This is a genomic window from Duganella zoogloeoides, from assembly GCF_034479515.1.
In the GTDB taxonomy this organism is placed as follows: Bacteria; Pseudomonadota; Gammaproteobacteria; order Burkholderiales; family Burkholderiaceae_D; genus Rugamonas; species Rugamonas zoogloeoides.
Genome location: NZ_CP140152.1, coordinates 3,308,119 through 3,330,963, shown reverse-complemented (window position 1 = coordinate 3,330,963; position 22,845 = coordinate 3,308,119). Strand labels below are relative to the sequence as shown.

Below are 22,845 nucleotides of genomic sequence, written 5' to 3'. Positions count from 1 at the left end.
TAGCTTGGCATCTCCACCGCGACCCCGGTCGCGCCACGACCCAGGAGACCGCCATGACCCGCACCATCCCTGCGTTACGCCCGGCCCGGCTGGCCGCCCACGGTTGCACGCTTGCCATCGTTCTCGGACTGGCCGCGTGCGGCGGCTCCAGCGACGACACCGTGGTTGTCGTCAATCCGCCCGTCAATCCCGGTACGCCTACCGCGCCCACCACGCCGACAGTGGTGGCCAGCGGCTTGCAGGCGCCGTGGTCGATCGCGTTCTACAAGGGCACGCCGCTGGTGAGCGAGCGTGACACCGACCGCATCGTCGCCGTCGGCAGCAACGGCGCCTTGAGCGAGGTGGCGGTGATCGCCGGCGTGAATGGTGGCGGCGAAGGCGGCCTGCTCGGCATCGCCGTGCGCGACGATTACCTGTACGTGTATTTCACCGCAGGTACCCAGAACCGCATCGTGCGCTATCCGCTGTCGGGCACTGGCGCCAGTATCCGCCTGGGCGCGGTGCAGTCGATCTTGAACGGCATACCGGCCGCCAGCACCCATAACGGCGGCCGCATCGCGTTCGGCCCTGATGGCATGTTGTACGCCACCGCCGGCGACGCCGCCAACACCGCGCGCGCCCAGGACATGGCTTCATTGGGCGGCAAGATCCTGCGCATGACGCCGGACGGCGCGGTCCCGCGCGACAATCCCTTCGCCGGCTCGTACATCTACACGCTCGGCCACCGCAACCCCCAAGGCATCGCCTGGGCTGCCGACGGCACCATGTACGCGTCCGAATTCGGCCAGAATACCTGGGATGAACTGAACCGCATCACGGCCGGCGCCAACTATGGCTGGCCGGTGGTGGAAGGCATGGGTACGGACAGCCGCTACACCAATCCGCTGCAGCAGTGGAGCACCGCCACGGCCAGTCCCAGCGGCATGGCGATCAGCGGCAATTCGATCTATATCGCCAACCTGCGCGGCGAGCGGCTGCGGCAAATCCCGCTGGCCACGCCATCGACCGCCGTGGACCGCTACAGTGGCGAATACGGCCGCCTGCGCGACGTGGTGGTCACACCGGACGGCAAGCTGTGGATGGTGACCAATAACACCGACGGCCGCGGCACGCCGCGCACCGGCGACGACCGCATCGTCAGCATCCCGCTGGATTAGGTATAGCAGTACCGCGTCAGGTGGAAGAACACCGGCGCGGCGAAGCAGATCGAATCGAGCCGGTCCAGCATGCCGCCGTGTCCCTTGATCATGCTGCCCCAGTCCTTGGCGCCGAGGCTGCGCTTGATGGCGGACATCACCAGCCCACCGAGGAAACCCATGGCCACGATGGCGAACGCCATGCCGGCGCTTTCCCACGGCGAGAACGGCGTGATCCACCACATCGCCGCGCCGGTGGCAATCGCGCATAGCCCGCCGCCCACCAGGCCTTCCACGGTCTTGTTGGGACTGACCAGCGGCGCCACCTTGCGCTTGCCGAACAGGGTGCCGAACACGTACTGGAACACGTCGCTGCTTTGCGCCACCAGCATCATGTACAGCAGCAGCAGGGCGTTCTGGCCTTCGTAGCCGGCGATGTCGAGCATCAGGAGCGCCGGCGCGTGGCTGATGCAGTACACGGTGATCATCAGGCCCCACTGGATCTTGGCAGCGCGTTCGAGAAAATTACCGGTGTCCTGCGACAGCACGCTGATCGACGGCAGCAGCAGGAAGCCGTACACGGGAATCAGTATGGTGAACAGCGAATACCAGTTGGTCCAGATCAGGTAGTACTGGAATGGAATCGCGACAAAAAATGCGATCGACAGCGCGTTGTGGTCGCCCGGCGGCGTGGGTGTCAGCGTGATGAATTCGCGCAGCGCGAAATACGAGATCAGCACGAACAGCAGGATGGCGCTCACGCGGCCGGCGCCAAAGGCCACGGCCAGGATCGCGACCATGCCCCACCAGGCGTTGGTGCGCTCGATCATGTTGTGTACGATGTGCTGGCCGCGCAGCGTGGTGATGCGGCGGCGCAGGATGAAGCCGATGGTGCTGGCAATGACGAGCACCAGCGCCAGGCCGCCGATCAGATACCAGAATTTTTGCGATGCGCTCATGCCAGCTCCACGATCGATTCCCGGGCCCGGGCCAGGAAGTCTTCCCTGGTCTCGCCCGCTTGCAAAGAGATGGGTTTGCCGAACCATACCGAACACGTGATCGGCACCGGCAGGTAGCGGCCCTTGGGCATGCTGCGGTGCAGGTTCTCCAGGTACACCGGCACCAGTTCCACGTCGGGGAAGCGGCTCGCCAGCCGATACAGGCCGCTCTTGAACGGCGCCGGCAAACGCTGCTCGCCGCGAGTGCCTTCGGGGAAGATCAGGATCGAGTCGCCTTGTTCGAGGCCCTCGATCAGCGGCGCGAGCGGATCGTGCGCGGGATCGCTGCGCTGGCGGTCGATCAGGATGGCGTTGAGCACGCGCAGCGCGATGTAGCGGCGCAGGGCGGTCGCGTCCCAGTAGTCGCGCGCCGCCACGGGGCGGGTTTGCTCGCGCAGCTCGGAGGGCAGCGCCGACCACAGGGCGACGGTGTCGAGGTGGCTGGTATGGTTGGCAAAATAGATGCGCTGGCGCGGCACCGGGGCGCAGCCCTTCCACATGCTCATGGCGCCCACCAGCAGCCGGACCAGGCCGATCAGCAGCGGGCGCGACAACAGGCCGTAAATGCTCATGCGCGCTCCCTGAGCAAGCGCGCCATGACGCTGGTGCGCGTGACGCAGGTGATGCTTGAACCAATCATGATGGTCCACGCCGCCGCCAGCAACAGCCACTGGGTGCCGTTCAGTGCCACTTCGGCAGCACCGCCCAGGCAGGCGACGGTCAGCACGGCCATGCGGTGCTGCTTGGCCATCGGCCCGCGAAAATCCTGCGGCAATCCCAGCGCGCCGCCGAACACCCGCACGTACGCAGTGAGGGCTGCGGCCAGCGCGCCGGCCCAGCCCAGCCAGGGCTGTCCGATGGCGTAGCCGAGCGCCACGATGAAAATGGAATCGGCCGCGCGGTCGGGAAACTCGTTATACACCGCCCCCAGCGCCGACTTTTTGCCGCCTTCCATCGCCACCATGCCATCGAGCAGGTTGCAGATCAGCCGACCCTGGATACCGAGCGCGCATAGCACCAGGCCCGGCCAGCCCGGCATGAGCAGCAGGGCGGCAGCGCCGGCAGCGGCAAATACGATGCTGAGCATGGAAATCTGGTTCGGCGTGACCGACGAGCGCGCCAATGCAGCGCTGAACCGGCGCGCCCAGCCGGTGGAACGTGCAGCGATGGGGCGGCGATTGGTTTCTTCTTGCAGGGGGGCAGTCATGGGGCAATCTCGGCAGGGTAGCAGCGGGAGGCGAACGGCGGCAGCTCGTTGAGCGGCTTGCCATACAGGTGCAGGTGAAACGTCGGCAGATCATCCACCGCGACGGTGGCATGGATGGCGTCGGCGCGCAGGTGGATCATGTCATGCGCCTTGATATCGACCGTGCGCAGCGGGAGCAGGGCGCCAGAGGCCAGGTCGCGCTGGTACAACACGTTGCGCTCGTTGCCGGACACGCCGACAATGACCGCCCAGGTGGAGTGTTCATGCGGCGGGCTGGCCACGCCGGGGCCGTCGGAGACGAGGTACAGCGCCGGCTCGTCCGGGGTGACGTGCAACGGATAAAGCAGCTCTTGCTGGCCGGCAGCCTTGGGCAGGCTCAGTACATCGGCGGGCAGGGCGTCAGGCGAAGCGAGCCAGGCGAGCATCAGCCGTCCGGCCTCGGCCAGTTGTTGATCGGTTGGGTCGGGCCCCAATCGCAGGGCCGCCACCTGTTCCAGCAATGTGCGCGTCATTTCGCCAATTCAATATTCTTAAATTGGCAATTTACCTTTATTCAACATTTTTCACAAGTGGCGGCTCTTGCAGGTAAACGGAAAAGCGGCCCGAAGGCCGCAATACTGGGCTGATTAAGCGGCGCCTAGCGGTCGATCCGCTGGTTTTGGCGTCCTGGCTGCTGGCCCTGTTCCTGGCTACCGCTGCGCGAACCGCTTTCGGAATTGCCGTAGTCGCCGTCGAGCTCGTCATCTTCGCTCAGCGGACGGTCGCTTTGCTGGTTGCCCTCGTCGCGGCGCTGGGTACGGTCTTGCGAAGGGTCTTGCATCGGATTGCGCTGGTCGGGATTGCGTTGATCTGGATTGAGCGGATTGCCTTGCTGATTGTTCTGGTTAGCCATGATCGTCTCCGGTGGTTATATGCCGTGGTGTAAGGTCGGCCCCGTTTGTTCGGGGTGAACTCATCATAGGCGGTGCCTGTCATGGTCGCCATCAGGCACCATGCTGTGTACGTGTAGGACGTACCTGTCGGTCCGAACCTGACTACTTGCAAGGACAACAGTTGCCCGTATCATGTTTCAGGTACGATGTTGTCATTTCCTCCACCTGGAACTACTGCCATGAATTCAGTGACATCTTTATTCGCCTGCGTGGCGATCGTGGCCTGCCACACAGGCGCGCTGGCTGCGCCGCCGTTGCCTGCCAGCCTCACCGGCACTTGGGGCACGGGTGAAACACCGTATGAAGGCGGCACCCGCCAGATCGACCTGTATCTTGCACCGGACGGGGCGGCGGTCTTGGTCGGCGCCAGGCGGCATGCAGGCTACCTGCAAGCCCTGCCGTTGCGCATCGGCACCCCGATGCAGGCCACGCTCGAGGGCGACAAGCTGCAGACACGCGCACTACCTGCAGATATCCGTCCGCCGCAACGGCCCGAAGACATGGAGCTGCGCTGCAAGGTAGCGCAGGCCGCGTTGTCCTGCCATGACCCGCGCGGCGTCACGATCGAGATGACCCGGCACAGCGAAAGCCCGACCGCTGGCATCGCCGAGATGCAAGCGGCCATTCGCCAGCAACTGGCCGAACATCCGGAAAAAGGCGCGATAACCGTCATCGCGCCCTGAAATAAATTCGGGGTCAGTGCCGACATTCGGACAAAATGTCCGAATGTCGGCACTGACCCCGAAGTAGGTGTTGCTGTGGATTACTCGTAGTCGCTCATCGGCGCGCAGCCGCAGAACAGGTTGCGGTCACCGTAGACGTTGTCGGCGCGGCCGACCGGTGGCCAGTACTTTTGCTTGCGCAGCGATGGCACTGGATAAGCTGCCACTTCGCGCGAGTACTTGCGTTCCCACTTGTCGGCGGTCAGCACTTCGGCCGTGTGCGGGGCGTGCTTGAGCGGGTTGTCGAGCTTGTCGAACTCGCCGCTTTCCACTTTGGCGATCTCGTTGCGGATGGCGATCATGGCGTCGATGAAGCGGTCCATCTCGACCTTCGATTCGCTTTCGGTCGGCTCGATCATCAGGGTGCCCGGTACCGGGAAGCTCATGGTCGGCGCGTGGAAGCCGAAGTCCATCAGGCGCTTGGCCACGTCCTCGTTGGTGATGCCGGTGGCATCCTGCAGCGGACGCAGGTCGATGATGCACTCGTGGGCGACCAGGCCGTCGTGGCCCGTGTACAGCACCGGGTAGTGCGGCGACAGGCGGCGGGCGATGTAGTTGGCGCCCAGGATGGCGTTTTCGGTCGCAGCGGTCAGGCCTTCGGCGCCCATCATGGCGATGTACATCCACGAAATCGGCAGAATACTGGCCGAGCCGTATGGCGCCGCGCTCACTGCGCCGATGCCGGCGTTGTCGCGGATATAGCCGTTCGAACGCTGGTTCGGCAGGAACTTGGCCAGGTGCGCGCCCACGCCGATCGGACCCACGCCAGGACCGCCGCCGCCGTGCGGAATGCAGAACGTCTTGTGCAGGTTCAGGTGCGAGACGTCGCCGCCGAACGCGCCCGGTGCGGCCACGCCGACCAGTGCATTCATGTTGGCGCCGTCGATGTACACCTGGCCGCCGTGGCTGTGCACGATCTGGCACAGTTCCTGGATGCCTTCTTCGAACACGCCGTGCGTGGACGGATAGGTGACCATGGCGCAGGCCAGGTTTTTCGAGTGCAGTTCCGCTTTGGCTTTCAGGTCGGCCAGGTCGACGTTGCCGTTGGCGTCGCAGGCGGTGACCACCACCTGCATGCCGACCATGCTGGCCGATGCCGGGTTGGTGCCGTGCGCCGACGATGGAATCAGGCAGATGTTGCGATGGCCCTCATTGCGTGACTGGTGGTAAGCCTGGATCACCAGCAAACCGGCGTATTCGCCCTGCGAACCGGCGTTCGGCTGCAGCGAGATGGCGGCGTAGCCGGTGACGGCGCACAGCATTTCTTCGAGCTGGGCGATCATTTCGCGGTAGCCCACGGTCTGGCTGTCCGGTGCGAACGGGTGGATGTTCGAGAACTCGGGCCAGGTGACCGGGATCATTTCGGACGTCGCGTTCAGCTTCATCGTGCACGAACCGAGCGGGATCATGGTGCGGTCCAGCGCCAGGTCCTTGTCCGCCAGGCTGCGCAGGTAGCGCAGCATTTCGGTTTCGGAGTGGTAACGGTTGAATACCGGGTGCGACAGGTACGCGCTGGTACGGGCCAGCGTGGCCGGGAAGGCTTCGGCAACTTGTGCTTCGACGGTGTCGAAGTCCGGACCGTGGGCCGGGCCGCCGACTGGATGGGCGAACACGGTCCACAGCAGGGCGATGTCTTCGCGGGTGGTGGTCTCGTCGAGCGAAATGCCGACGTGCGAGGCATCGATCACGCGCAGGTTCACGCCATGAGAGTGGGCCGAGGCGTGCAGCTGTTCGGCGTTGGCGGTGGCGATCGTCAGCGTGTCGAAGTAAGTCTCGTTGGTGACGGTGTAACCGAGCGTTTTCAGATTGGCGGCAACGATGCCGGTGTAGCGGTGCACGCGCTGGGCGATCTGTTGCAGGCCTTTCGGGCCGTGGTACACGGCGTACATCGAGGCGATCACCGCCAGCAGCACCTGTGCGGTGCAGATGTTGGAGGTCGCCTTTTCGCGGCGGATGTGCTGTTCGCGGGTTTGCAGCGCCAGGCGATAGGCCTTGTTGCCTTGCGCATCGACGGTCACGCCGACAAGGCGGCCCGACATGCTGCGCTTGAATTCGTCGCGGGTGGACAGGTAGCCGGCGTGCGGGCCGCCGAATCCCAGCGGCACGCCGAAGCGCTGGCTGTTACCGACCACCACGTCCGCGCCCCATTCGCCCGGTGGCGTCAGCAGGGTCAGCGCCAGCAGGTCGGCAGCGACGACCACCATCGCGCCGGTGGCTTTCACTGCTTCCACGCCAGCCTTGTAGTCGCGCACCACGCCGTTCACGCCAGGGTATTGCAGCAGCACGCCGAAGGCGTCATTGACGCTGGCCAGCTCGGCCGGGGGGAACGATTTGACCGTGATGCCCAGCGGCTTGGCGCGGGTTTCGATCACTTCGCGGGTTTGCGGCAGCACGTCGTCGGCCACGTAGAACGTGTTTGACTTCGACTTGCCCACGCGCTGGATCAGCGTCATCGCTTCGGCGGCGGCGGTGCCTTCGTCGAGCATCGACGCATTGGCGATGCCCATGCCGGTCAGGTCGGTGATGGTTTGCTGGAAGTTCAGGATCGCTTCGAGGCGGCCTTGCGAAATCTCCGGCTGGTACGGCGTGTACGCGGTGTACCAGGCCGGGTTCTCGAAGATGTTACGCAGGATCACGCCTGGCGTGGTGGTGTTGTAGTAGCCCTGGCCGATCAGCGACTTGAGCACCTTGTTTTTCGAGGCGATTTTTTTCAGCTTGGCCAGCGCTTCGCTTTCCGGCAGCGGCGCGGAGTAGGCGCCCAGCGGCAGGGCAGCCTGGTTGCGGATGTTGGCCGGAACGATGGCGTCGATCAGGGCAGCGCGGGTGGGGTAGCCGAGCGTCGCCAGCATGGCTTGCTGTTCGGCGGCGTCCGGGCCGATGTGGCGCGCGATGAAGGCGTCGCGGGCTTCGAGTTGGGTCAGGCTGGTGCGGGTCATATGAGGGCGGGGAGCTTTAATATTGAGACGGGAACTCTGAGCCGTCATCCCCGCGCACGCGGGGATCCATAGGACGTTTGAACGACTCGCAGGTTCTATGGATTCCCGCCTGCGCGGGAATGACGGTGGAAGCGTTACTGGCGAATCAGGAAGCAGTAGCGCTGCCGTAAGCGGCAGCGTCGAGCAGGCCGTCAACGGCGGCTGCGTCGCTAGGCTTGATCTTGAACAGCCAGTTGGCGTAAGCGTCGGCGTTGATCGACTCTGGTGCATTGACCACGTCGTCGTTCACTGCCACCACTTCGCCGGCCACTGGTGCGTAGATGTCGCTGGCGGCCTTGACCGATTCCACCACGGCGGCATCGTCGCCGGCGCCGTAGGTCGTGCCCACTTTTGGCAGTTCGACGAAGACGATGTCGCCGAGGGCATCTTGCGCGAACTCGGTGATACCGACGGTGACGGTGCCGTCGGCTTCAGTGCGTACCCATTCGTGGGATTCGGTGTACTTCAGGTCGGCAGGAATGTTCATGTAAAGCTCCAGTGGGGTGGGGTGGTGTATGGCAAAAAAATCGAAAAAGTTTAAACGGCCAGGATCTTGCCGTTGCGCACGAACGGCAGTTTGACGACCGAGGCGGCCAGTTTCTTGTCGCGGATTTCCACGTGTACGGTGTCGCCCACGGCCACGCCGTTGGGTACGCGCGCCAGTGCGATGGCTTGCTGCATGGTCGGGCTGAAGGTGCCGCTGGTGATTTCGCCCGCCGCATCGCTGCCGGCCACGATCACTTTCTGGTGGGCGCGCAGCACGCCGCCTTTTTCGCGCAGGATCAGGCCCACGAACTGGCTGTTCTGGCCCATGGTTTGCAATGCGGTCTTGCCAATAAAATCGCGGTCGGACACCAGGTCGATGGTCCACGCCAGGCCGGCGTCGAGCGGATTGACGGTTTCGTCCATGTCCTGGCCGTACAGGTTCATGCCGGCTTCCAGGCGCAGCGTGTCGCGCGCGCCCAGGCCTGCCGGTTTGACGCCGGCGGCAACCAGCGCGTTCCACAGCGCTTCGGCCTGGGTGGCGGCCACGCCGATCTCAAAACCGTCTTCACCGGTGTAGCCGGTGCGGGCGATCATCGCCTCGCCGAACTGCGCGCTCTGGGCGAAAGCCACGTTGAACGGTTTCATCTCGGCGGTGCCAGCTTGCGACTCGGGGATCACCTGCCATACCTTGGCGCGGGCGTTCGGGCCTTGCACGGCGATCAGCGCCATGGCGTCTGCACCATCGCGGCGCTGGGTGATGGTCAGGCCGCTATTGGTCGCGTCGTTCTGCGCCTGCATCCACGCCACGTCTTTTTCGGCGGTGCCGGCGTTGACCACCAGGCGGAACCAGCTCTCGTTGATGAAATAGACGATCAGGTCGTCGATCACGAAGCCTTGCGGGTTGAGCATGCACGAGTACAGCGCCTTGCCTGACACTTGCAGCTTGTCGACGTTGTTGGCCAGCAGGCCGCGCAGGAAGGCGCGCGCGTTGTCGCCCTTGACATCGACCACGCACATGTGGGCCACGTCGAACATGCCGACGTCGGTGCGCACGGCATGGTGTTCCTCGATCTGTGAGCCGTAGTTGACAGGCATGTCCCAGCCGCCGAAATCGACCATGCGGGCGCCGGCTGCGCGGTGTGCGTTATTGAGGGGTGTGGCTTTGAGCGTCATGGCGGTCCAGATCAAGGAGGGTTAACAGAGCATACAAGGAGTGACCGGGCTAAACGCCAAGCCATTCCGCAATGTTGCAGACCCCTCTGTCCTTGGTACCTGAGAGATAACGGGAGTAACCCCGTGCGCCCCTTCGGTGGATTGCTGTGGCAATCGCTCTCCAGAGTTTGAGCCGCGCATGTTGCCATGCGACGCCCCTTGACCAGTCCTTTTGCCTGAGAGTTTTTGGGTAGTGCCCCTTCGGCGGCAACGCTGGTTTGCCCTCTCCCGATCAAGACTCGGAAATATAAGTCAGACGGGCCTATAAGTCAATCTTGAGGGGCCGTGAGCCACCGTACAGACGAGCTTGCCGACCACCGCACGAATGGCGTCCAAGCAAAAAGCTCAAAAGACAACTTTTTGCTAGAATAAATTACACAATTTTGAGAGCCCAGCCATGAGCCAAGACCCATCATCCTTAGAAACCTACGCCGGCCAGGCGTGGTTCACGCTGTCTGGCGATGTCAACAGCGACATGGTGCGCCGCGTGTTCGACGCGGTTGCCGACATGACCGAAGACCGCATCACGACTGCCCACATCCTGATCCAGTCCAACGGCGGCTATGTCAGCGACGGTATTTGCCTGTACAACTACCTGAGCAAGCTGCCGATCAAGATCATTACCTACAACGCCGGCGCCGTCGCGTCGATCGCGGTGATCCTGTTCCTGGCCGGGGAAGAGCGCTACGCCAGCGACACCTCGCGCTTCATGGTGCACAAGTCGCACGCCAGCGCCCCGCACGGCGCGCGCCCGGACGCGCTGCGCATCATCGTCGAAGGCTTGCAGGCCGACGACGCCCGCACCGAGCAGATCCTGCGCGAGCACGTGCAGCTGTCCGAAGAACACTGGCGCACCCACGCCTATTCCGACCTGCACCTGACGGCATCGGACGCGCGCGACGTCGGCATGATCAACGACGTCAAGGATTTCATTCCCCCGCGCGGCCAGCGCGTCACCAATATCTAGCAGCCGCGCGCGGCCAGCGCCTACCTGGCCGTCAGCAGCGCGCCGCCCATGCCCATGAAGACGACCGCGGTCACGCGCTTGGCCAGGCGTGACCGCGCCGCGCTTTGCGTGACCCGGCGCTTGAGCCAGGCGGTACCCACCACGTAGAACAGGTGCGAGAGCAGGGTGCACGCGGTAAATACCGACGTCAGCGCCAGGAACCGCACCGGATCGACGTGATCGGGCGGCATAAACTGCGGGAACACGGCGGTGAAGAACAGGATCGCCTTCGGATTGCTCACGGCCACCAGCAAGCCCGAGCGGAAAATCGCCGCGCGCGACAGCCCCTGTGCCTGTGCCACGACCGCTGCCGGGTTGGCAGTACGCGACGACTGGCGCCAGGTCTTGATGCCGAGATAAATCAGGTACGCCGCGCCGACCAGCTTGAGTGCGCCGAAAGCGAACGCCGAGGTTTTCAGCACCAGCCCCAGTCCCGCCACCGCCGTGGTGGCCACGATGAACACGCCCAGCGCATTGCCTGCGGAACTGTACAGCGCACGCCCCGGACCCTGGGTGCCGGCGGTGGAGATGGCCATCAACACGCCGGGGCCGGGCGAGAATGCCGCAGCGAGCGAGACGGAAATAAACAGCAACCAGGTCGAAACAGTCATGACAACTCCAGGCAAACGTGTAGTGCACTGCACCACGACAGGGGTTGACAGTATGCCATGGGGCAAAAAGCTGCGCTGCCAGTGACCAAAAGTCAAAAGTTGCGGCGCGGTATTAATTGGCCGTGACGCCGCTGCTGTGTTTAAATAGTATGGTGCAATGCAATAAATGAAAGGCTTTACGGATGATGTATTTTTGGCACCTCTTGAGCATGATCGGCAGCCTGGCCGTTACCGGCCCCATTGGCGCGGCCATCGCGATTTACCTGGTCGCAGGCAAGCAATGGCGACTGACATTCGCGTGGGCCATGTTGTTTGGCATTGGCATGGCGCTGGTGGTGATCACCAAGATGATGTTCATGGGATGGGGATTGGGCGTCGAATCCGTCGAGTTTGCCGGCTTCAGCGGCCATGCCATGCGCGCGGCAGCCGTGTACCCGGTGGCCGGCTACCTGGTGCTGCGGTCGAGCGGCCCGTATGCCCGCTACGTGGGCGCCGCCGTCGGCGTGATCCTGGCCGTGCTCATTTCGATCTCGCGCGTACCGACCCTGGCGCATTCGGTCTCCGAAGTGGTGACCGGCGCGATACTCGGCCTGGCGGTCGCCGGCGCCTTCATCTATTTTGCCAGCCGCGAACACCGCTGGGCGCTGAGCCGCATGCTGGCCGTGCTGTGCCTGCCCATCGTGCTGGTGGCCCCGAACGTGGAGCCGATTCCGGCGGAAGACTGGATCACCCAGGTGGCGCTCAAGCTGTCGGGCCGCGATCACCCCTACACCCGCGAGATGTGGCGCCATAATGACTCCAGCGTCGCGCACTAGGCGCGGCCGCCGCCGCACGCTTGCAGTGCTGGTTTTTGGCCTTGGTCGATAAGCTAAATGGTATTATTGCGAACCTATACAGCCAAATTCCCCTGAATCCAACGTGCGTCTCTCTTCCATTAAATTGTCGGGATTTAAGTCTTTCGTTGATCCCACCAATTTCCAGGTGCCGGGGCAACTGGTTGGCGTGGTGGGGCCCAACGGCTGCGGCAAGTCCAATATCATCGACGCCGTGCGCTGGGTGCTGGGCGAATCGAAGGCGTCCGAGCTGCGCGGCGAGTCGATGCAGGACGTGATTTTCAACGGTTCCACCCACCGCAAGCCGGCCGGCCGCTCGTCGGTGGAACTGGTGTTCGACAATGCCGACGGCAAGGCTGCAGGGCAGTGGGGCCAGTACGCCGAAATCGCCGTCAAGCGCACCCTCACGCGCGACGGCACCTCCACCTATTACATCAACGGCCAGCCGGTGCGCCGGCGCGATATCCAGGATATTTTCCTCGGCACCGGCCTCGGCCCGCGCGCCTACGCCATCATCGGCCAGGGCATGATCAGCCGCATCATCGAGTCGCGCCCGGAAGAGCTGCGGGTGTTCCTGGAAGAGGCGGCCGGCGTCTCGAAATACAAGGAACGCCGCCGCGAAACCGAAAACCGCCTGCACGACACCCGCGAAAACCTGCTGCGTGTCGAAGACATCCTGCGCGAACTGAATAGCAACCTCGAAAAGCTCGAAGGCCAGGCGGCGGTCGCCACCCGTTTCCACCAGTTGCAGGCGGACCAGGAAGAGAAGCAGAAGCTGCTCTGGCTGCTGCGCAAAGTCGAGGCGGAAAACGAGCAAAAGCGCGTGTTCCGCGAGATGGAACAGGCCCAGAACGACCTCGAGGAACAAACCGCCAAGCTGCGCAACGTCGAGCTGTCGCTGGAACACCTGCGCCAGTCGCACTTTGCCGCCGGCGACCGCCTGCACACGGCGCAGGGCGCGCTATACCAGACCAATGCCGAAATCGGCAGTTTGGAGGCGCAGATCAAGTTCGTGATCGAATCGCGCAGCCGCCTGCAATCGCAACTGGCCACGCTTACCGCCCAGCGCGACCAGTGGCAGCAGCAAGCGCTTGATTACGGCGGCCAGATCGAGGAAGCGGAATACACGCTCGAAGAACTGGGCGCAAAAGTGGAAGAAGCGCAGATGCGCGCCGAGCAGAAGGCCGAATCGCTGCCGCTGCTCGAACAAGCCTGGCGCGCGGCGCAAGAGAAAAGCACCGAATCGCGCGCCCGCATCATGCAGGCGCAGCAGCAGCTGGAACTGGAATCGGCGCACCAGCGCAATGCCAGCAATATTCTCAATAGCCTGGCCGTGCGGCGCGAGCGCCTGCAACAGGAAAAGCACGGCCTGAGCCTGCCCGACAGCGCGCATTTGTCCAACCTGCGCGAGCAGCAGGAAGAGCAGCAGTACCAGCTCGAGGAACAGGCCGGATTGCTCGAAGAACTGACGGCGCAGCAGCCGGCGCTGGAGCAGGAGCGCCGCGACGCCCAGCAGCAGGTGAACGCCGAGACGGCGGCCAATGCCCAGCTCGAAGCGCGCCTGAACGCGCTGCGGCAAATGCAGGAGCGCGTGCAGACCGAAGGTAAAGTCACGCCGTGGCTGCAAAAGCACGAACTCGACACCTTGCCGCGCCTGTGGCAAAAGCTGCACATCGAAGCCGGCTGGGAAACCGCGCTCGAAGCCGTTCTGCGCGAACGCACGTCGGCGCTGCAACTGTCCAATATCGAATGGGCCAAAGCGTTTTTTGCCGATGCGCCGCCTGCCAAGCTTGCCCTGTATGCGCCGTCGAGCAGCGCACCGCTGGCACCGGCCGATACTTCCGGTTTGACCCCGTTCATCGACCTGCTGAAACTCAATGACCCCGGCCTGCGCGGCCTGCTGCAGGACTGGCTGCACAATGTGTACCAGGCGCAGGACGCGGCCACCGCGTTTGCCGAGCGTGCGCGCCTGCCGGCCGGCGGCAGTTTCGTCACGCCGCAGGGCCACGTGATCAGTGCGGCCAGCGTGCGGTTTTACGCGGCCGATTCCGAACAGGACGGCATGCTGGGCCGCCAGCAGGACATCGAAAACCTCACGCGCCAGCTGCGTGCCCAGCAAATGCTGGCCGACGAAGCGCGCGCCCGCGCCGTGCGCGCCGAGGCGGCGCTGAGCGGCCACACGCGCGCGCTGGGCGACGCCCGCATCAAGCTGCAAAGCTTGCAGCAGTCGGTGCACAAGCTGCAAATCGACGTCGTCAAACTGTCCGAGATCGAAGCGCGCTTCAACCAGCGCAGCACGCAAATCGCGGCGGACCTGGCCGAGATCGTGGCGCAGGAAGAAGAGCAAACCCAGATCAAGCTCGAATCGGAAGAAAAATTCGAGCAGCTCGACATGGAACTGGGCGATCTGCAAGGCGAACACGAAGACGGCCAGACCGTGTTCCTGGAACAGGAACAGCGCCTGGCCGATGCCCGCGACGCCGCCCGCGACCTCGAACGCGCCGCCCAGGAGATCGTGTTTGCCGAAAAAACCCACCGCAACAAGATCGAGGAACTGCGCCGGGCAATCGCCACCGCCAGCGCCCAGGTGGTACAGGTGACCGGCAGCATGGAGGCCGGCCACCTGGAGCTGGCCAATCTCGATTCCGGCGCCGCCAACGACGGCTTGCAGGACTTGCTCGATCGCCGCACCGACCAGGAAAAAGCGCTGTCCGACGCCCGCCATGAACTCGACCAGGTGGCGCAGCAGATGCGCGCGTTCGAGGAAGGGCGCATGTCCACCGAGCGCGCATTGCAACCGCAGCGCGACAAGATCACCGAGCTGCAACTGAAGGAACAGGCCGCGCGCCTGAACCAGGAGCAGTTCGCCGCCCAGCTGGCCGAGGCGCAGGCGGATGAAGCGGCGCTGGCCGAAAAACTCCATCCCGAGATGAAGGCGTCGTACCTGCAAGGGGAAGTCACGCGCCTGACCAATGCCATTGCTCTGCTCGGTGCGGTGAACCTGGCCGCGCTCGACGAGCTGGCCACGGCGTCGGAGCGCAAGAATTTTCTTGATGCGCAAAATGCTGATTTGATGGAAGCGATCGCCACGCTGGAAGACGCAATTACCCGGATCGACAAGGAAACCCGCGACCTGCTGCAAGATACGTTCGACCGCGTGAACGGGCATTTTTCCGAGTTGTTCCCCATCCTGTTCGGCGGCGGCCAGGCCAAACTGATCATGACCGGCGACGAGATTCTCGACTCCGGCGTGCAAGTCATGGCGCAGCCGCCGGGCAAAAAGAACGCCACCATCCACCTGCTGTCCGGTGGTGAAAAAGCGCTGACGGCAACTGCGCTGGTGTTCTCCATGTTCCGCTTGAATCCCGCGCCATTTTGCCTGCTCGACGAGGTCGATGCGCCGCTGGACGACGCCAATACCGAGCGCTTCTGCCGCATGGTCAAGCGCATGTCGGAACATACCCAATTCCTCTTCATCTCGCACAACAAGATTGCGATGGAGATGGCCAATCAACTAATCGGTGTGACGATGCAGGAGCAGGGCGTGTCGCGCATCGTGGCGGTGGACATGCAGTCCGCCGCCAATTTTGCAACTGAGGTACAAGCAGCATGACAGATCTCCAACTGAGTTTGATCGGGCTCGCGGGCGTGTTCGTCGCCGGCGTCTTCACCTATAACAAGATCCAGGAATACAAGGCCAAGAAAAGCGTGGAACGCGCGTTCGGCACCGACCACGACGACGTGCTCATGCGTGATCCCAATGCGCCCGATGCCGCGGCCGCTCCCTCTTACGCGCAGAATCCGGTACCGGCGGCGCCGCCGACGCCGGCCACCGTGCGCGCCGCCAGCAGCCCGGTTGCCGGCCCCGCCGTGCGCCAGGAACCCAGCTTCTCGCTCGATGAACCGGCGCCCGATGCACCGGGCGTTGCCGGCGCCGAAGCCACGGCGTCCGCCGCAGCGCTGGGCGCGGTATTGAGCCCGGTCAGTCCGGCACTGCCACCGATCCCCGAATTCACCACCGATCCGGTGGCGCCCGGCGCGCCGGAGCCGGACGTGGACGAACTGGCCGCCCGCGCCAACGCCGCAGCGGCGGCTGCCGCCGAGCAGGCCACCGCGCTGGTCGATCCGCTGATTGACTGCCTGCTGCCGCTGGCGCTGGAAGCCCCGCTGCGCGGCGACAAGCTGCTGCCGGTACTGCAAACGCTGCGCATGGTCGGCAACAAGCCGCTGCACTATATCGGCCTGGCTGTCTCCGGCGACTGGGAACCGATCGCTTACGGCGGCGTGTACACCAGGCTGCAGGGCGGCATCCAGCTGGCCAGCCGCAGCACCGCGCTCAACGAACTCGAATACTCGGAACTGGTCACGCGCCTGCGCGCCATGTCCGACGAAATCGGCGCCGAGCCGGAAGTGCCGGACATGATCGAAGTGATGGCCGAAGCGCGCAACCTGCATCGTTTTGTCGCCAGCCACGACGCCCAGCTGGGCGTGAACCTGCACAGCAATGGCGCACCATGGGCGATTTCCACCCTGATCGGCGCGCTGGAAAAGCAGGGCTTCGATTTGCGCCCGGACGGCCGCTACGTGATGCCCGACGGCGACGGCGGCTTCCTGTTCTCGCTGTCCACCAATGTCACGCTGGCCGAAGAAACCACGTCGCGCCTGACCTTGCTGCTCGACGTGCCATGCGTGGCGCCCGCGCGCGACGGCTTCGGCGCCATGATCGCCTGCGCCAAGTCGCTGATGGGCCGCCTCGATGCGACCATCGTGGACGACTACAACCAGCCGCTGTCCGATGCCGCCCTGGCCGAAATCGCCAAGCAGGTGCAGGACTTCTACACTGAAATGAACGACGCCGACATCCCGGCCGGTTCCACCCGCGCCATGCGCCTGTTTAGCTGAACCGAGTACCTGCAATGACTGAAGTAGATTACCAAGCCCGCATCGCAGCGCTGAGCGCGGAACTGAACCGCCACCTGCACGCCTACCACGTGCAGGACGCGCCGACCATCCCGGATGCGGAATACGACAAGCTGTTCCTCGAGCTGCAGCAGCTCGAACTCGATCACCCGGAACTGGTGCAGCCCGACTCGCCCACCCGGCGCGTGGGCGCGGCGCCGCTGCCGCAGTTCGACCAGGTGACGCACTCGGTGCCGATGCTGTCGCTCAATAACGGCTTCACCGACGACGATATCGAGAACTTCGACCGCCGCGTGCGCGACGGCCTCGATACGTCGGCTGCCGTCGAATACGCGGCCGAGGTCAAGTACGACGGCCTGGCCATCAACCTGCGCTACGTGAATGGCCTGCTGGAGCAGGCGGCCACGCGCGGCGATGGATACACCGGTGAAGACGTCACCGCCAACATCCGCACCATCAGCGTGATCCCGCTGCGTCTTGATACAGACAACCCGCCGGCGGTGCTGGATGTGCGCGGGGAAGTGCTGATGTTCAAGGGCGACTTTGCAGCATTGAACGCGCGCCAGCGCGAAGCAGGCCAGAAGGAATTCGTCAACCCGCGCAACGCGGCCGCCGGCAGCCTGCGCCAGCTCGATTCGCGCATCACGCGCCAGCGCAAGCTGCGCTTCTTCGCCTACGGCATCGGCCTGCTCGAGGGCGCCGACATGCCGGCATCGCACAGCGCGCTGCTCGAGTGGTACCAGGCCATGGGCCTGCCGGTGGCAAAAGAGGCGGCCGTGGTGCGCGGCTACGACGGCTTGATGGAGTACTACCAGACCATCGGCGCCGCCCGTCCGGCCATGCCGTACGAGATCGACGGCGTGGTCTACAAGGCCAACCGGCTGGAAGACCAGCGCACGCTCGGTTTCGTTTCGCGCGCGCCGCGCTTTGCGCTGGCCCATAAATTCCCTGCCGAGGAGGCGCTGACCACGGTGCAGGCCATCGAAGTGCAGGTGGGCCGCACCGGCGCCATCACGCCGGTCGCGCGCCTGGCCTCGGTGTTTGTCGGTGGCGTGAATGTCACCAACGCCACGCTGCACAACGAGGACGAAGTGCGCCGCAAGGACGTGCGCGTGGGCGACACCGTGATCGTGCGCCGCGCCGGCGACGTGATACCGGAGGTGCTGGCGGTGGTGCTGGAGCGCCGCCCGCAGCCGGAGCCGCCCATGTACGTGCTGCCGAAAACCTGCCCGGTCTGCGGCTCGCACGTGGTGCGCGAAGAGGGCGAGGCGATTGCCCGCTGTTCCGGCGGTCTCACGTGCGCGGCCCAGCGCAAGGAAGCGATCCGCCACTTTGCCGGCCGCCGCATGATGGACATCGAAGGCCTGGGCGACCGCTACATCGACAACCTGGTCGAACACGGCAAGGTCAAACGCGTGGCCGACCTGTACGCGCTCACGCTCGACGACCTGCTGGAAATGAAGCGGCTGGCCGATGAGCGCGACGGTACTACTCCCGAGACGGTTGCCAACGGCAAGGTCGCCACCAAGTGGGCGGAAAACCTGCTGGAAGCCATCGAAGCGAGCAAGAACCCGCCGCTGGAAAGGCTGCTGTTCGCGCTCGGCATTCGCCACGTGGGCGAATCGACCGCCAAGACGCTGGCCGAGTGGCTCGGCCGCTTCGACCTGGTGCGCCGGGTACCGGCCGCGCTGCTGCGCGTGCTGCCCGACATCGGCGGCATCGTCGCCATCTCGATCGCCGAGTTCTTTGCCGAGCCGAAGAACCAGGAAGCGATCGACGCCTTGCTCAAGGCAGGCGTCACGCCCAAAGGTGAACACGCCCCGAGCGCCAAGCTGCGCGAAAAACTCGATGCGGTCAAGCTGATGGCCGCGCTGGCGATTCCGAAATTGACGGAACCGCGCAGCAAGCAGCTGGTCGAACAGGAAGTCTCGCTCGACGTGCTGGCGCATCTCACCATCTACAACGTGTTCGGCCTGCCGGCCACGGTGTCCGATGCGCTGCAAGCCTGGATGGACGTTGCCGCCAACCGCCAGCAGGTCAAAGCGCTGGCGGCGTTGCGCGAAGATCTGCTGGCGCAGCTGCCTGCCACGGTGGCCAGCGAAGGGCACCTGACCGGCAAGACGTTCGTGCTGACCGGCACCTTGCCCACCATGGGCCGCGACCAGGCGGCGGAACTGATCGAGGCCGAAGGCGGCAAGGTCTCCGGTTCGGTCTCGAAAAAAACCCACTACCTGGTGGCCGGTGCAGACGCCGGCAGCAAGCTGGCCAAGGCCCAGGAACTGGAAGTGACCATCCTCGACGAAGCAGGCCTGCTGGCGCTGCTGGCGGCAAAATAAAGGAAGCGTGATGGCGGTACGTGAAATTTTGAAGATGGGCGATCCGCGCCTGCTGCGCGTGGCCGAACCGGTCACCGAGTTCGACACGCCGGCCATGCGCCAGCTGATCGAAGACATGTTCGATACCATGATCGCGGCCAACGGCGCCGGCCTGGCCGCGCCGCAGATCGGCGTCAACCTGCAACTGGTGATCTTCGGCTTCAAGGAAAACCTGCGCTACCCGGACGCGCCGCAGGTGCCGGAAACGGTCTTGATCAATCCAGTGCTTACGCCGCTGGACGATGACATGGAAGAGGGCTTCGAAGGCTGCCTGTCGGTACCGGGCCTGCGCGGCAGCGTGCCACGTTACACGCGCCTGCGCTACGAAGGCGTGGACCAGCACCGGCAGCCGATCCGGCGCGAAGTGGACGGCTTCCACGCGCGCGTGGTGCAGCACGAGGTCGATCATTTGCTGGGCATCCTGTACCCGGCGCGGATCAGGGACTTCACCAAGTTCGGCTTCACCTCGGTGATGTTCCCGGACCTCGATCCCAACGACGACGACTGATCAGTCGGGCTTGCCCACCGCTGCCACCGCACCATCCTCCGGCAGCAACACCATCTCCACGTAATTCTTGCGGTCGAGGTAGCGCCGCGCCGCTGCCTTGACATCGTCGGCGGTGACGCCGTTGATGCGCTTGGCGATATTGAGGATTTCGTGCGGATCGAGGCCTTCGAGGACATTGAGGCGCAGGTAGTTCATCCAGTAGCCGTTTTCACGCAGCGCCCGGCGATAGGTCTGCAGCCTGGCCTGCTTGACCTTGTTCAGGTCGTCCGCCTGCGGGCCGTCGGTTTGCAGTTTTTCGATTTCGCCCCATAACGCCGCTTCCACCTTGGTCACCTTGTCCGGCGTGGTCGGCAGCACGATGGTGGCGCCGTAACGGCCGCTCGGGATCTTTTCATACCTGACGCTGGAGCCGCCCGAGTAGATCAGTTTTTGCTGTTCGCGCAGCTCGTCGGTGATGCGCAGGTTCAGCACGTCGTTCAACATGCCCAGCGACCAGGAGTCGGGGTAGGAATAGGTCATGTCGCCGCCGAAATCGACGATCACGGTGCTCTTCTTTTCGAGACCTGCCTTCACTTCGCGCCTTACCACGCCCGGCACCTGGCGGATGCCCGGGTCCTTGTACGCGAGCGACACGTCGCCGACCGGCAGCGTTGCCACGTAGGTGGCCAGCAGCGGCTTGATCGCTTCGATCTCGAAGTCGCCGACAAAAATGAAGGTCATGCCACGGGCGCTGGACAGGCGCGCGCGCAGCAGGTTCTGGCTGCGATCGAGGTTGATCTTCTCGAAGTCTTCGGGCCTGGGTGGCAGTTCGAGCAGCGGATGGTCGCCATACACGGTCCGGGTACGCGCTTCGGCAAAGCGCGCTTCCGGCGAGGCCGAGCGGTTGCGCACGGCTTCGGCGCCGCGCGTGACGAACGAGCGGAACAGGTTCTCGTCGCGGCGCGGGTTGGTGATGGTCAGGTAATTCATTTGCAGCACGGCTTCGAGGTCGCCGCTGCGGCTGTTGCCGCTCAATGTGTCGTTATACGGCCCCAGCGCGGCGTTATAGGCAAGGCCTTTGCCGGCCAGCACGCGCTGCAGGTCGGACGGGCTGTACGAGCCCACGCCCATCGCCTTCTGCACGTCGCTGGCAAAGCGCACGGCGCTCTTTTCCGCATCGCTGTACGCGTAGCGGCCGCCGGGACGCACCGCCAGCATCTGCACCATGTCCTTGCTGAAGTCGGTCGGCTTGAGCAGCGCCTTCACGCCATTCGACAGCGTCAGCGTGGTCACGCCCGTGACCTTGTCTTCGACCTGGGCGGTGATGCTGCCCGGATCGGGCTTGTAGCTCATCAGGTTGGCCGGCAGCGCCTTTTCCTCGAGCTTTGCCACCGGCAGCTTGCTGGCCGTATCAACGCGCGCCAGCAGGTCGGCGCCGGTGGGCGCAGCCTGGCCGGCGGCAACGCTGTTGGTGTGCGCCGTGTACAGCACCAGCTTGGGCGCCGTGGCCGGAATGATGGTCTTGGCGTAGGCGTTGACTTCGTCGAGCGTGATGGTGGGTACCAGGTCGCGCGCATAGCCGGCTTCGATGTCCACGCCCGGCATCGCGCCGCCGGTGCGGAAGTGGCGGATGAACTCGCCCGGGATGGCGGCCGAGTCGCGCGTGGCGCGCGACTTCACGGCAAAGTCGTAGCTGCCCAGCAGATTGCGCTTGGCCACGTCGAGGTCGTACGGTGAAAAGCCGAACTGGCGCGCCCGTGCATTTTCCTGCACCAGCGTGTCGATGGCGGCATTCACGCCGGCCTTGCCCACGGTGGCGCTGGCCGAAAAACTGTACTGGTGCAGGCCGAACGGAATCGGGCTCTCACCGGCGGTGCCGGCAACGAATGGCGGCTCGGCAATCTGCGTCAGGCGGCCCAGGCGCATCGCCATCAACTGGCTGAACATGCGCCGCACCAGCGCGTCGCGCAAGTCGCCGACGGTCTGGCCCGGCTGGCGCCCGAAGGTGGAATAGACCAGCTGCACGTTATTGGCGGGCGCTTCCTGGTCCAGGAAGGCCAGCGCGTCGGGCGCACCAAGCGGCGGCAACTGGTAGGCGATATGCGGACGCGGCTTGGGTGGCATTTTGAGGCCGCTGAAATGGCGCTTGACCATGTTTTCAGCCTCGACCGGGTCGATATCGCCGACAATGATCACGGCCATCAGGTCGGGACGGTACCAGTCGGCATAGAAGCGGCGTACGGCATCGGCCTTGGCGTGCAGGATCGAGTCCTCGGTGCCGATCGGCAGCCGGTCCTGGTAGCGCGAGCCGTTGGCCAGCTTGGGCAGGATGGCGGCCAGGCTGCGCTGTGCATAGCCGCTGCGCAAACGCTTTTCTTCGAGCACGATCTGGCGCTCGTCGTCGATATCCTTGTCGGTCAGCGTCAGGCCGTGGGCCCAGTCTTCCAGCACCGTCATGCCTTGCTCGAGATTTCCCGGTTTATCGGTCGGAATCGGCAGCATGTACATGGTCATGTCGAAGCCGGTGGACGCATTCAGGTCGGGCCCGAAGCGCACGCCGATCGAGCGCAGATAGGCAATCAGTTCGTGCTTCTTGAAATGCGTGCTGCCGTTGAAGGCCATGTGCTCGAGCAGGTGGGCCATGCCGCGCTGGTCGTCGTCCTCCTGCACCGCACCGGCATTGACCACCAGCCGCAGTTCCACGCGCTGGGCCGGCTTGGCGTTCTTCTGGATGTAGTAGGTGAGACCGTTGTCGAGTTTGCCGATCTTGACGTTGGGGTCGAGGGGCAGGCGGTCGGTAAGGACCGGCGCGGCCACCGCCGAGATGGCCAGCAGCAGGCCGGCGAGCAGGGCGGACAAGCGCAAATGTTTGGTCATGCGAATTCCCGTGATTGATTTCTATATCAGACTGTAAGCGAGAAATATCTTTTCGGCAATAAGCTGGT

The 22,845-nt window shown here is 64.4% G+C and carries 18 protein-coding genes and 2 riboswitches; of the genes, 8 read left to right on the top strand and 10 right to left on the bottom strand.

Features of this window, described 5'->3' with window-relative positions; translation table 11 throughout:
* The first annotated feature begins 53 nt into the window (after window positions 1-53).
* Window positions 54-1,157 carry a PQQ-dependent sugar dehydrogenase gene (locus SR858_RS14650; protein WP_019919746.1) on the top strand — a complete coding sequence of 368 codons (1,104 nt, stop codon included), beginning with the start codon at window positions 54-56 and terminating at the stop codon, window positions 1,155-1,157.
* Here SR858_RS14650 and SR858_RS14645 read toward each other — a convergent pair.
* From SR858_RS14645 to SR858_RS14625, 5 genes are all read right to left on the bottom strand, one after another.
* Complete coding sequence (locus SR858_RS14645) at window positions 1,154-2,095, bottom strand: phosphatidate cytidylyltransferase (protein WP_019919745.1); 942 nt, start codon at window positions 2,093-2,095, stop codon at window positions 1,154-1,156. The genes SR858_RS14650 and SR858_RS14645 overlap by 4 nt on opposite strands.
* Window positions 2,092-2,706, bottom strand: a complete 615-nt coding sequence (locus tag SR858_RS14640) for a lysophospholipid acyltransferase family protein (protein WP_019919744.1) — start codon at window positions 2,704-2,706, stop codon at window positions 2,092-2,094. The genes SR858_RS14645 and SR858_RS14640 overlap by 4 nt, the downstream gene beginning before the upstream one ends.
* Window positions 2,703-3,341, bottom strand: coding sequence for a CDP-alcohol phosphatidyltransferase family protein (locus SR858_RS14635; protein WP_019919743.1), 639 nt, complete (start codon window positions 3,339-3,341; stop codon window positions 2,703-2,705). Before SR858_RS14635 ends, SR858_RS14640 begins: the two co-directional genes overlap by 4 nt.
* A complete protein-coding gene (locus SR858_RS14630) occupies window positions 3,338-3,853 on the bottom strand; it encodes a cupin domain-containing protein (protein ID WP_019919742.1) in 516 nt (171 codons plus the stop codon). Before SR858_RS14630 ends, SR858_RS14635 begins: the two co-directional genes overlap by 4 nt.
* Before the next feature lie 125 nt (window positions 3,854-3,978).
* Window positions 3,979-4,233, bottom strand: a complete 255-nt coding sequence (locus SR858_RS14625; RefSeq protein WP_019919741.1) for a hypothetical protein — start codon at window positions 4,231-4,233, stop codon at window positions 3,979-3,981.
* 219 nt (window positions 4,234-4,452) lie between these two features.
* Here SR858_RS14625 and SR858_RS14620 point away from each other — a divergent pair, with 219 nt between their 5' ends.
* Window positions 4,453-4,956 carry a hypothetical protein gene (locus SR858_RS14620; RefSeq protein ID WP_019919740.1) on the top strand — a complete coding sequence of 168 codons (504 nt, stop codon included), beginning with the start codon at window positions 4,453-4,455 and terminating at the stop codon, window positions 4,954-4,956.
* 80 nt (window positions 4,957-5,036) lie between these two features.
* On the opposite strand, the gene gcvP is transcribed toward SR858_RS14620, so the two are convergent.
* From gcvP to gcvT, 3 genes are all read right to left on the bottom strand, one after another.
* Entirely contained in the window at window positions 5,037-7,931 is a 2,895-nt protein-coding gene (gcvP, locus tag SR858_RS14615) for an aminomethyl-transferring glycine dehydrogenase (protein ID WP_019919739.1), read from the bottom strand.
* 145 nt (window positions 7,932-8,076) lie between these two features.
* On the bottom strand, window positions 8,077-8,457 hold the full coding sequence (gene gcvH, locus SR858_RS14610) for a glycine cleavage system protein GcvH (RefSeq protein ID WP_019919738.1): 381 nt from the start codon (window positions 8,455-8,457) through the stop codon (window positions 8,077-8,079).
* Window positions 8,458-8,507: 50 nt separating this feature from the next.
* A complete protein-coding gene (gcvT, locus tag SR858_RS14605; RefSeq protein ID WP_019919737.1) occupies window positions 8,508-9,629 on the bottom strand; it encodes a glycine cleavage system aminomethyltransferase GcvT in 1,122 nt (373 codons plus the stop codon).
* A gap of 76 nt (window positions 9,630-9,705) precedes the next feature.
* A riboswitch (glycine riboswitch) is annotated at window positions 9,706-9,803 on the bottom strand.
* A gap of 19 nt (window positions 9,804-9,822) precedes the next feature.
* Window positions 9,823-9,909: riboswitch (glycine riboswitch) on the bottom strand.
* Window positions 9,910-10,065: 156 nt separating this feature from the next.
* Here gcvT and SR858_RS14600 point away from each other — a divergent pair.
* On the top strand, window positions 10,066-10,635 hold the full coding sequence (locus tag SR858_RS14600) for an ATP-dependent Clp protease proteolytic subunit (protein ID WP_019919736.1): 570 nt from the start codon (window positions 10,066-10,068) through the stop codon (window positions 10,633-10,635).
* A gap of 20 nt (window positions 10,636-10,655) precedes the next feature.
* Here SR858_RS14600 and SR858_RS14595 read toward each other — a convergent pair whose 3' ends face one another.
* Window positions 10,656-11,285 (bottom strand): LysE family translocator, encoded by a 630-nt coding sequence (locus SR858_RS14595; RefSeq protein WP_019919735.1) that lies wholly within the window; start codon window positions 11,283-11,285, stop codon window positions 10,656-10,658.
* A 182-nt stretch (window positions 11,286-11,467) separates the two neighbouring features.
* Here SR858_RS14595 and SR858_RS14590 point away from each other — a divergent pair, with 182 nt between their 5' ends.
* The 5 genes from SR858_RS14590 (at window position 11,468) to def (ending at window position 19,921) form a co-directional block, all read left to right on the top strand.
* Window positions 11,468-12,100, top strand: a complete 633-nt coding sequence (locus SR858_RS14590; RefSeq protein WP_019919734.1) for a phosphatase PAP2 family protein — start codon at window positions 11,468-11,470, stop codon at window positions 12,098-12,100.
* A 103-nt stretch (window positions 12,101-12,203) separates the two neighbouring features.
* A complete protein-coding gene (gene smc, locus SR858_RS14585) occupies window positions 12,204-15,731 on the top strand; it encodes a chromosome segregation protein SMC (RefSeq protein ID WP_026636898.1) in 3,528 nt (1,175 codons plus the stop codon).
* Complete coding sequence (locus SR858_RS14580) at window positions 15,728-17,020, top strand: cell division protein ZipA C-terminal FtsZ-binding domain-containing protein (RefSeq protein WP_019919732.1); 1,293 nt, start codon at window positions 15,728-15,730, stop codon at window positions 17,018-17,020. The genes smc and SR858_RS14580 overlap by 4 nt, the downstream gene beginning before the upstream one ends.
* A gap of 14 nt (window positions 17,021-17,034) precedes the next feature.
* Window positions 17,035-19,374: an NAD-dependent DNA ligase LigA gene (gene ligA / locus SR858_RS14575; protein ID WP_019919731.1), complete on the top strand. Its 2,340-nt coding sequence runs from the start codon at window positions 17,035-17,037 to the stop codon at window positions 19,372-19,374.
* Window positions 19,375-19,384: 10 nt separating this feature from the next.
* Entirely contained in the window at window positions 19,385-19,921 is a 537-nt protein-coding gene (gene def, locus SR858_RS14570) for a peptide deformylase (RefSeq protein ID WP_019919730.1), read from the top strand.
* Here def and SR858_RS14565 read toward each other — a convergent pair whose 3' ends face one another.
* Window positions 19,922-22,777 carry a M16 family metallopeptidase gene (locus SR858_RS14565; protein WP_019919729.1) on the bottom strand — a complete coding sequence of 952 codons (2,856 nt, stop codon included), beginning with the start codon at window positions 22,775-22,777 and terminating at the stop codon, window positions 19,922-19,924.
* Window positions 22,778-22,845 lie beyond the last annotated feature (68 nt).

What these genes read in the sequence shown, in the direction of transcription:
- SR858_RS14650 (WP_019919746.1), top strand. Translation starts at nt 54, where the DNA reads ATGACCCGCACCATCCCTGCGTTACGCCCGGCCCGGCTGGCCGCCCAC.
- SR858_RS14645 (WP_019919745.1), bottom strand. Translation starts at nt 2,095, where the DNA reads ATGAGCGCATCGCAAAAATTCTGGTATCTGATCGGCGGCCTGGCGCTG.
- SR858_RS14640 (WP_019919744.1), bottom strand. Translation starts at nt 2,706, where the DNA reads ATGAGCATTTACGGCCTGTTGTCGCGCCCGCTGCTGATCGGCCTGGTC.
- SR858_RS14635 (WP_019919743.1), bottom strand. Translation starts at nt 3,341, where the DNA reads ATGACTGCCCCCCTGCAAGAAGAAACCAATCGCCGCCCCATCGCTGCA.
- SR858_RS14630 (WP_019919742.1), bottom strand. Translation starts at nt 3,853, where the DNA reads ATGACGCGCACATTGCTGGAACAGGTGGCGGCCCTGCGATTGGGGCCC.
- SR858_RS14625 (WP_019919741.1), bottom strand. Translation starts at nt 4,233, where the DNA reads ATGGCTAACCAGAACAATCAGCAAGGCAATCCGCTCAATCCAGATCAA.
- SR858_RS14620 (WP_019919740.1), top strand. Translation starts at nt 4,453, where the DNA reads ATGAATTCAGTGACATCTTTATTCGCCTGCGTGGCGATCGTGGCCTGC.
- gcvP (WP_019919739.1), bottom strand. Translation starts at nt 7,931, where the DNA reads ATGACCCGCACCAGCCTGACCCAACTCGAAGCCCGCGACGCCTTCATC.
- gcvH (WP_019919738.1), bottom strand. Translation starts at nt 8,457, where the DNA reads ATGAACATTCCTGCCGACCTGAAGTACACCGAATCCCACGAATGGGTA.
- gcvT (WP_019919737.1), bottom strand. Translation starts at nt 9,629, where the DNA reads ATGACGCTCAAAGCCACACCCCTCAATAACGCACACCGCGCAGCCGGC.
- SR858_RS14600 (WP_019919736.1), top strand. Translation starts at nt 10,066, where the DNA reads ATGAGCCAAGACCCATCATCCTTAGAAACCTACGCCGGCCAGGCGTGG.
- SR858_RS14595 (WP_019919735.1), bottom strand. Translation starts at nt 11,285, where the DNA reads ATGACTGTTTCGACCTGGTTGCTGTTTATTTCCGTCTCGCTCGCTGCG.
- SR858_RS14590 (WP_019919734.1), top strand. Translation starts at nt 11,468, where the DNA reads ATGATGTATTTTTGGCACCTCTTGAGCATGATCGGCAGCCTGGCCGTT.
- SR858_RS14580 (WP_019919732.1), top strand. Translation starts at nt 15,728, where the DNA reads ATGACAGATCTCCAACTGAGTTTGATCGGGCTCGCGGGCGTGTTCGTC.
- ligA (WP_019919731.1), top strand. Translation starts at nt 17,035, where the DNA reads ATGACTGAAGTAGATTACCAAGCCCGCATCGCAGCGCTGAGCGCGGAA.
- def (WP_019919730.1), top strand. Translation starts at nt 19,385, where the DNA reads ATGGCGGTACGTGAAATTTTGAAGATGGGCGATCCGCGCCTGCTGCGC.
- SR858_RS14565 (WP_019919729.1), bottom strand. Translation starts at nt 22,777, where the DNA reads ATGACCAAACATTTGCGCTTGTCCGCCCTGCTCGCCGGCCTGCTGCTG.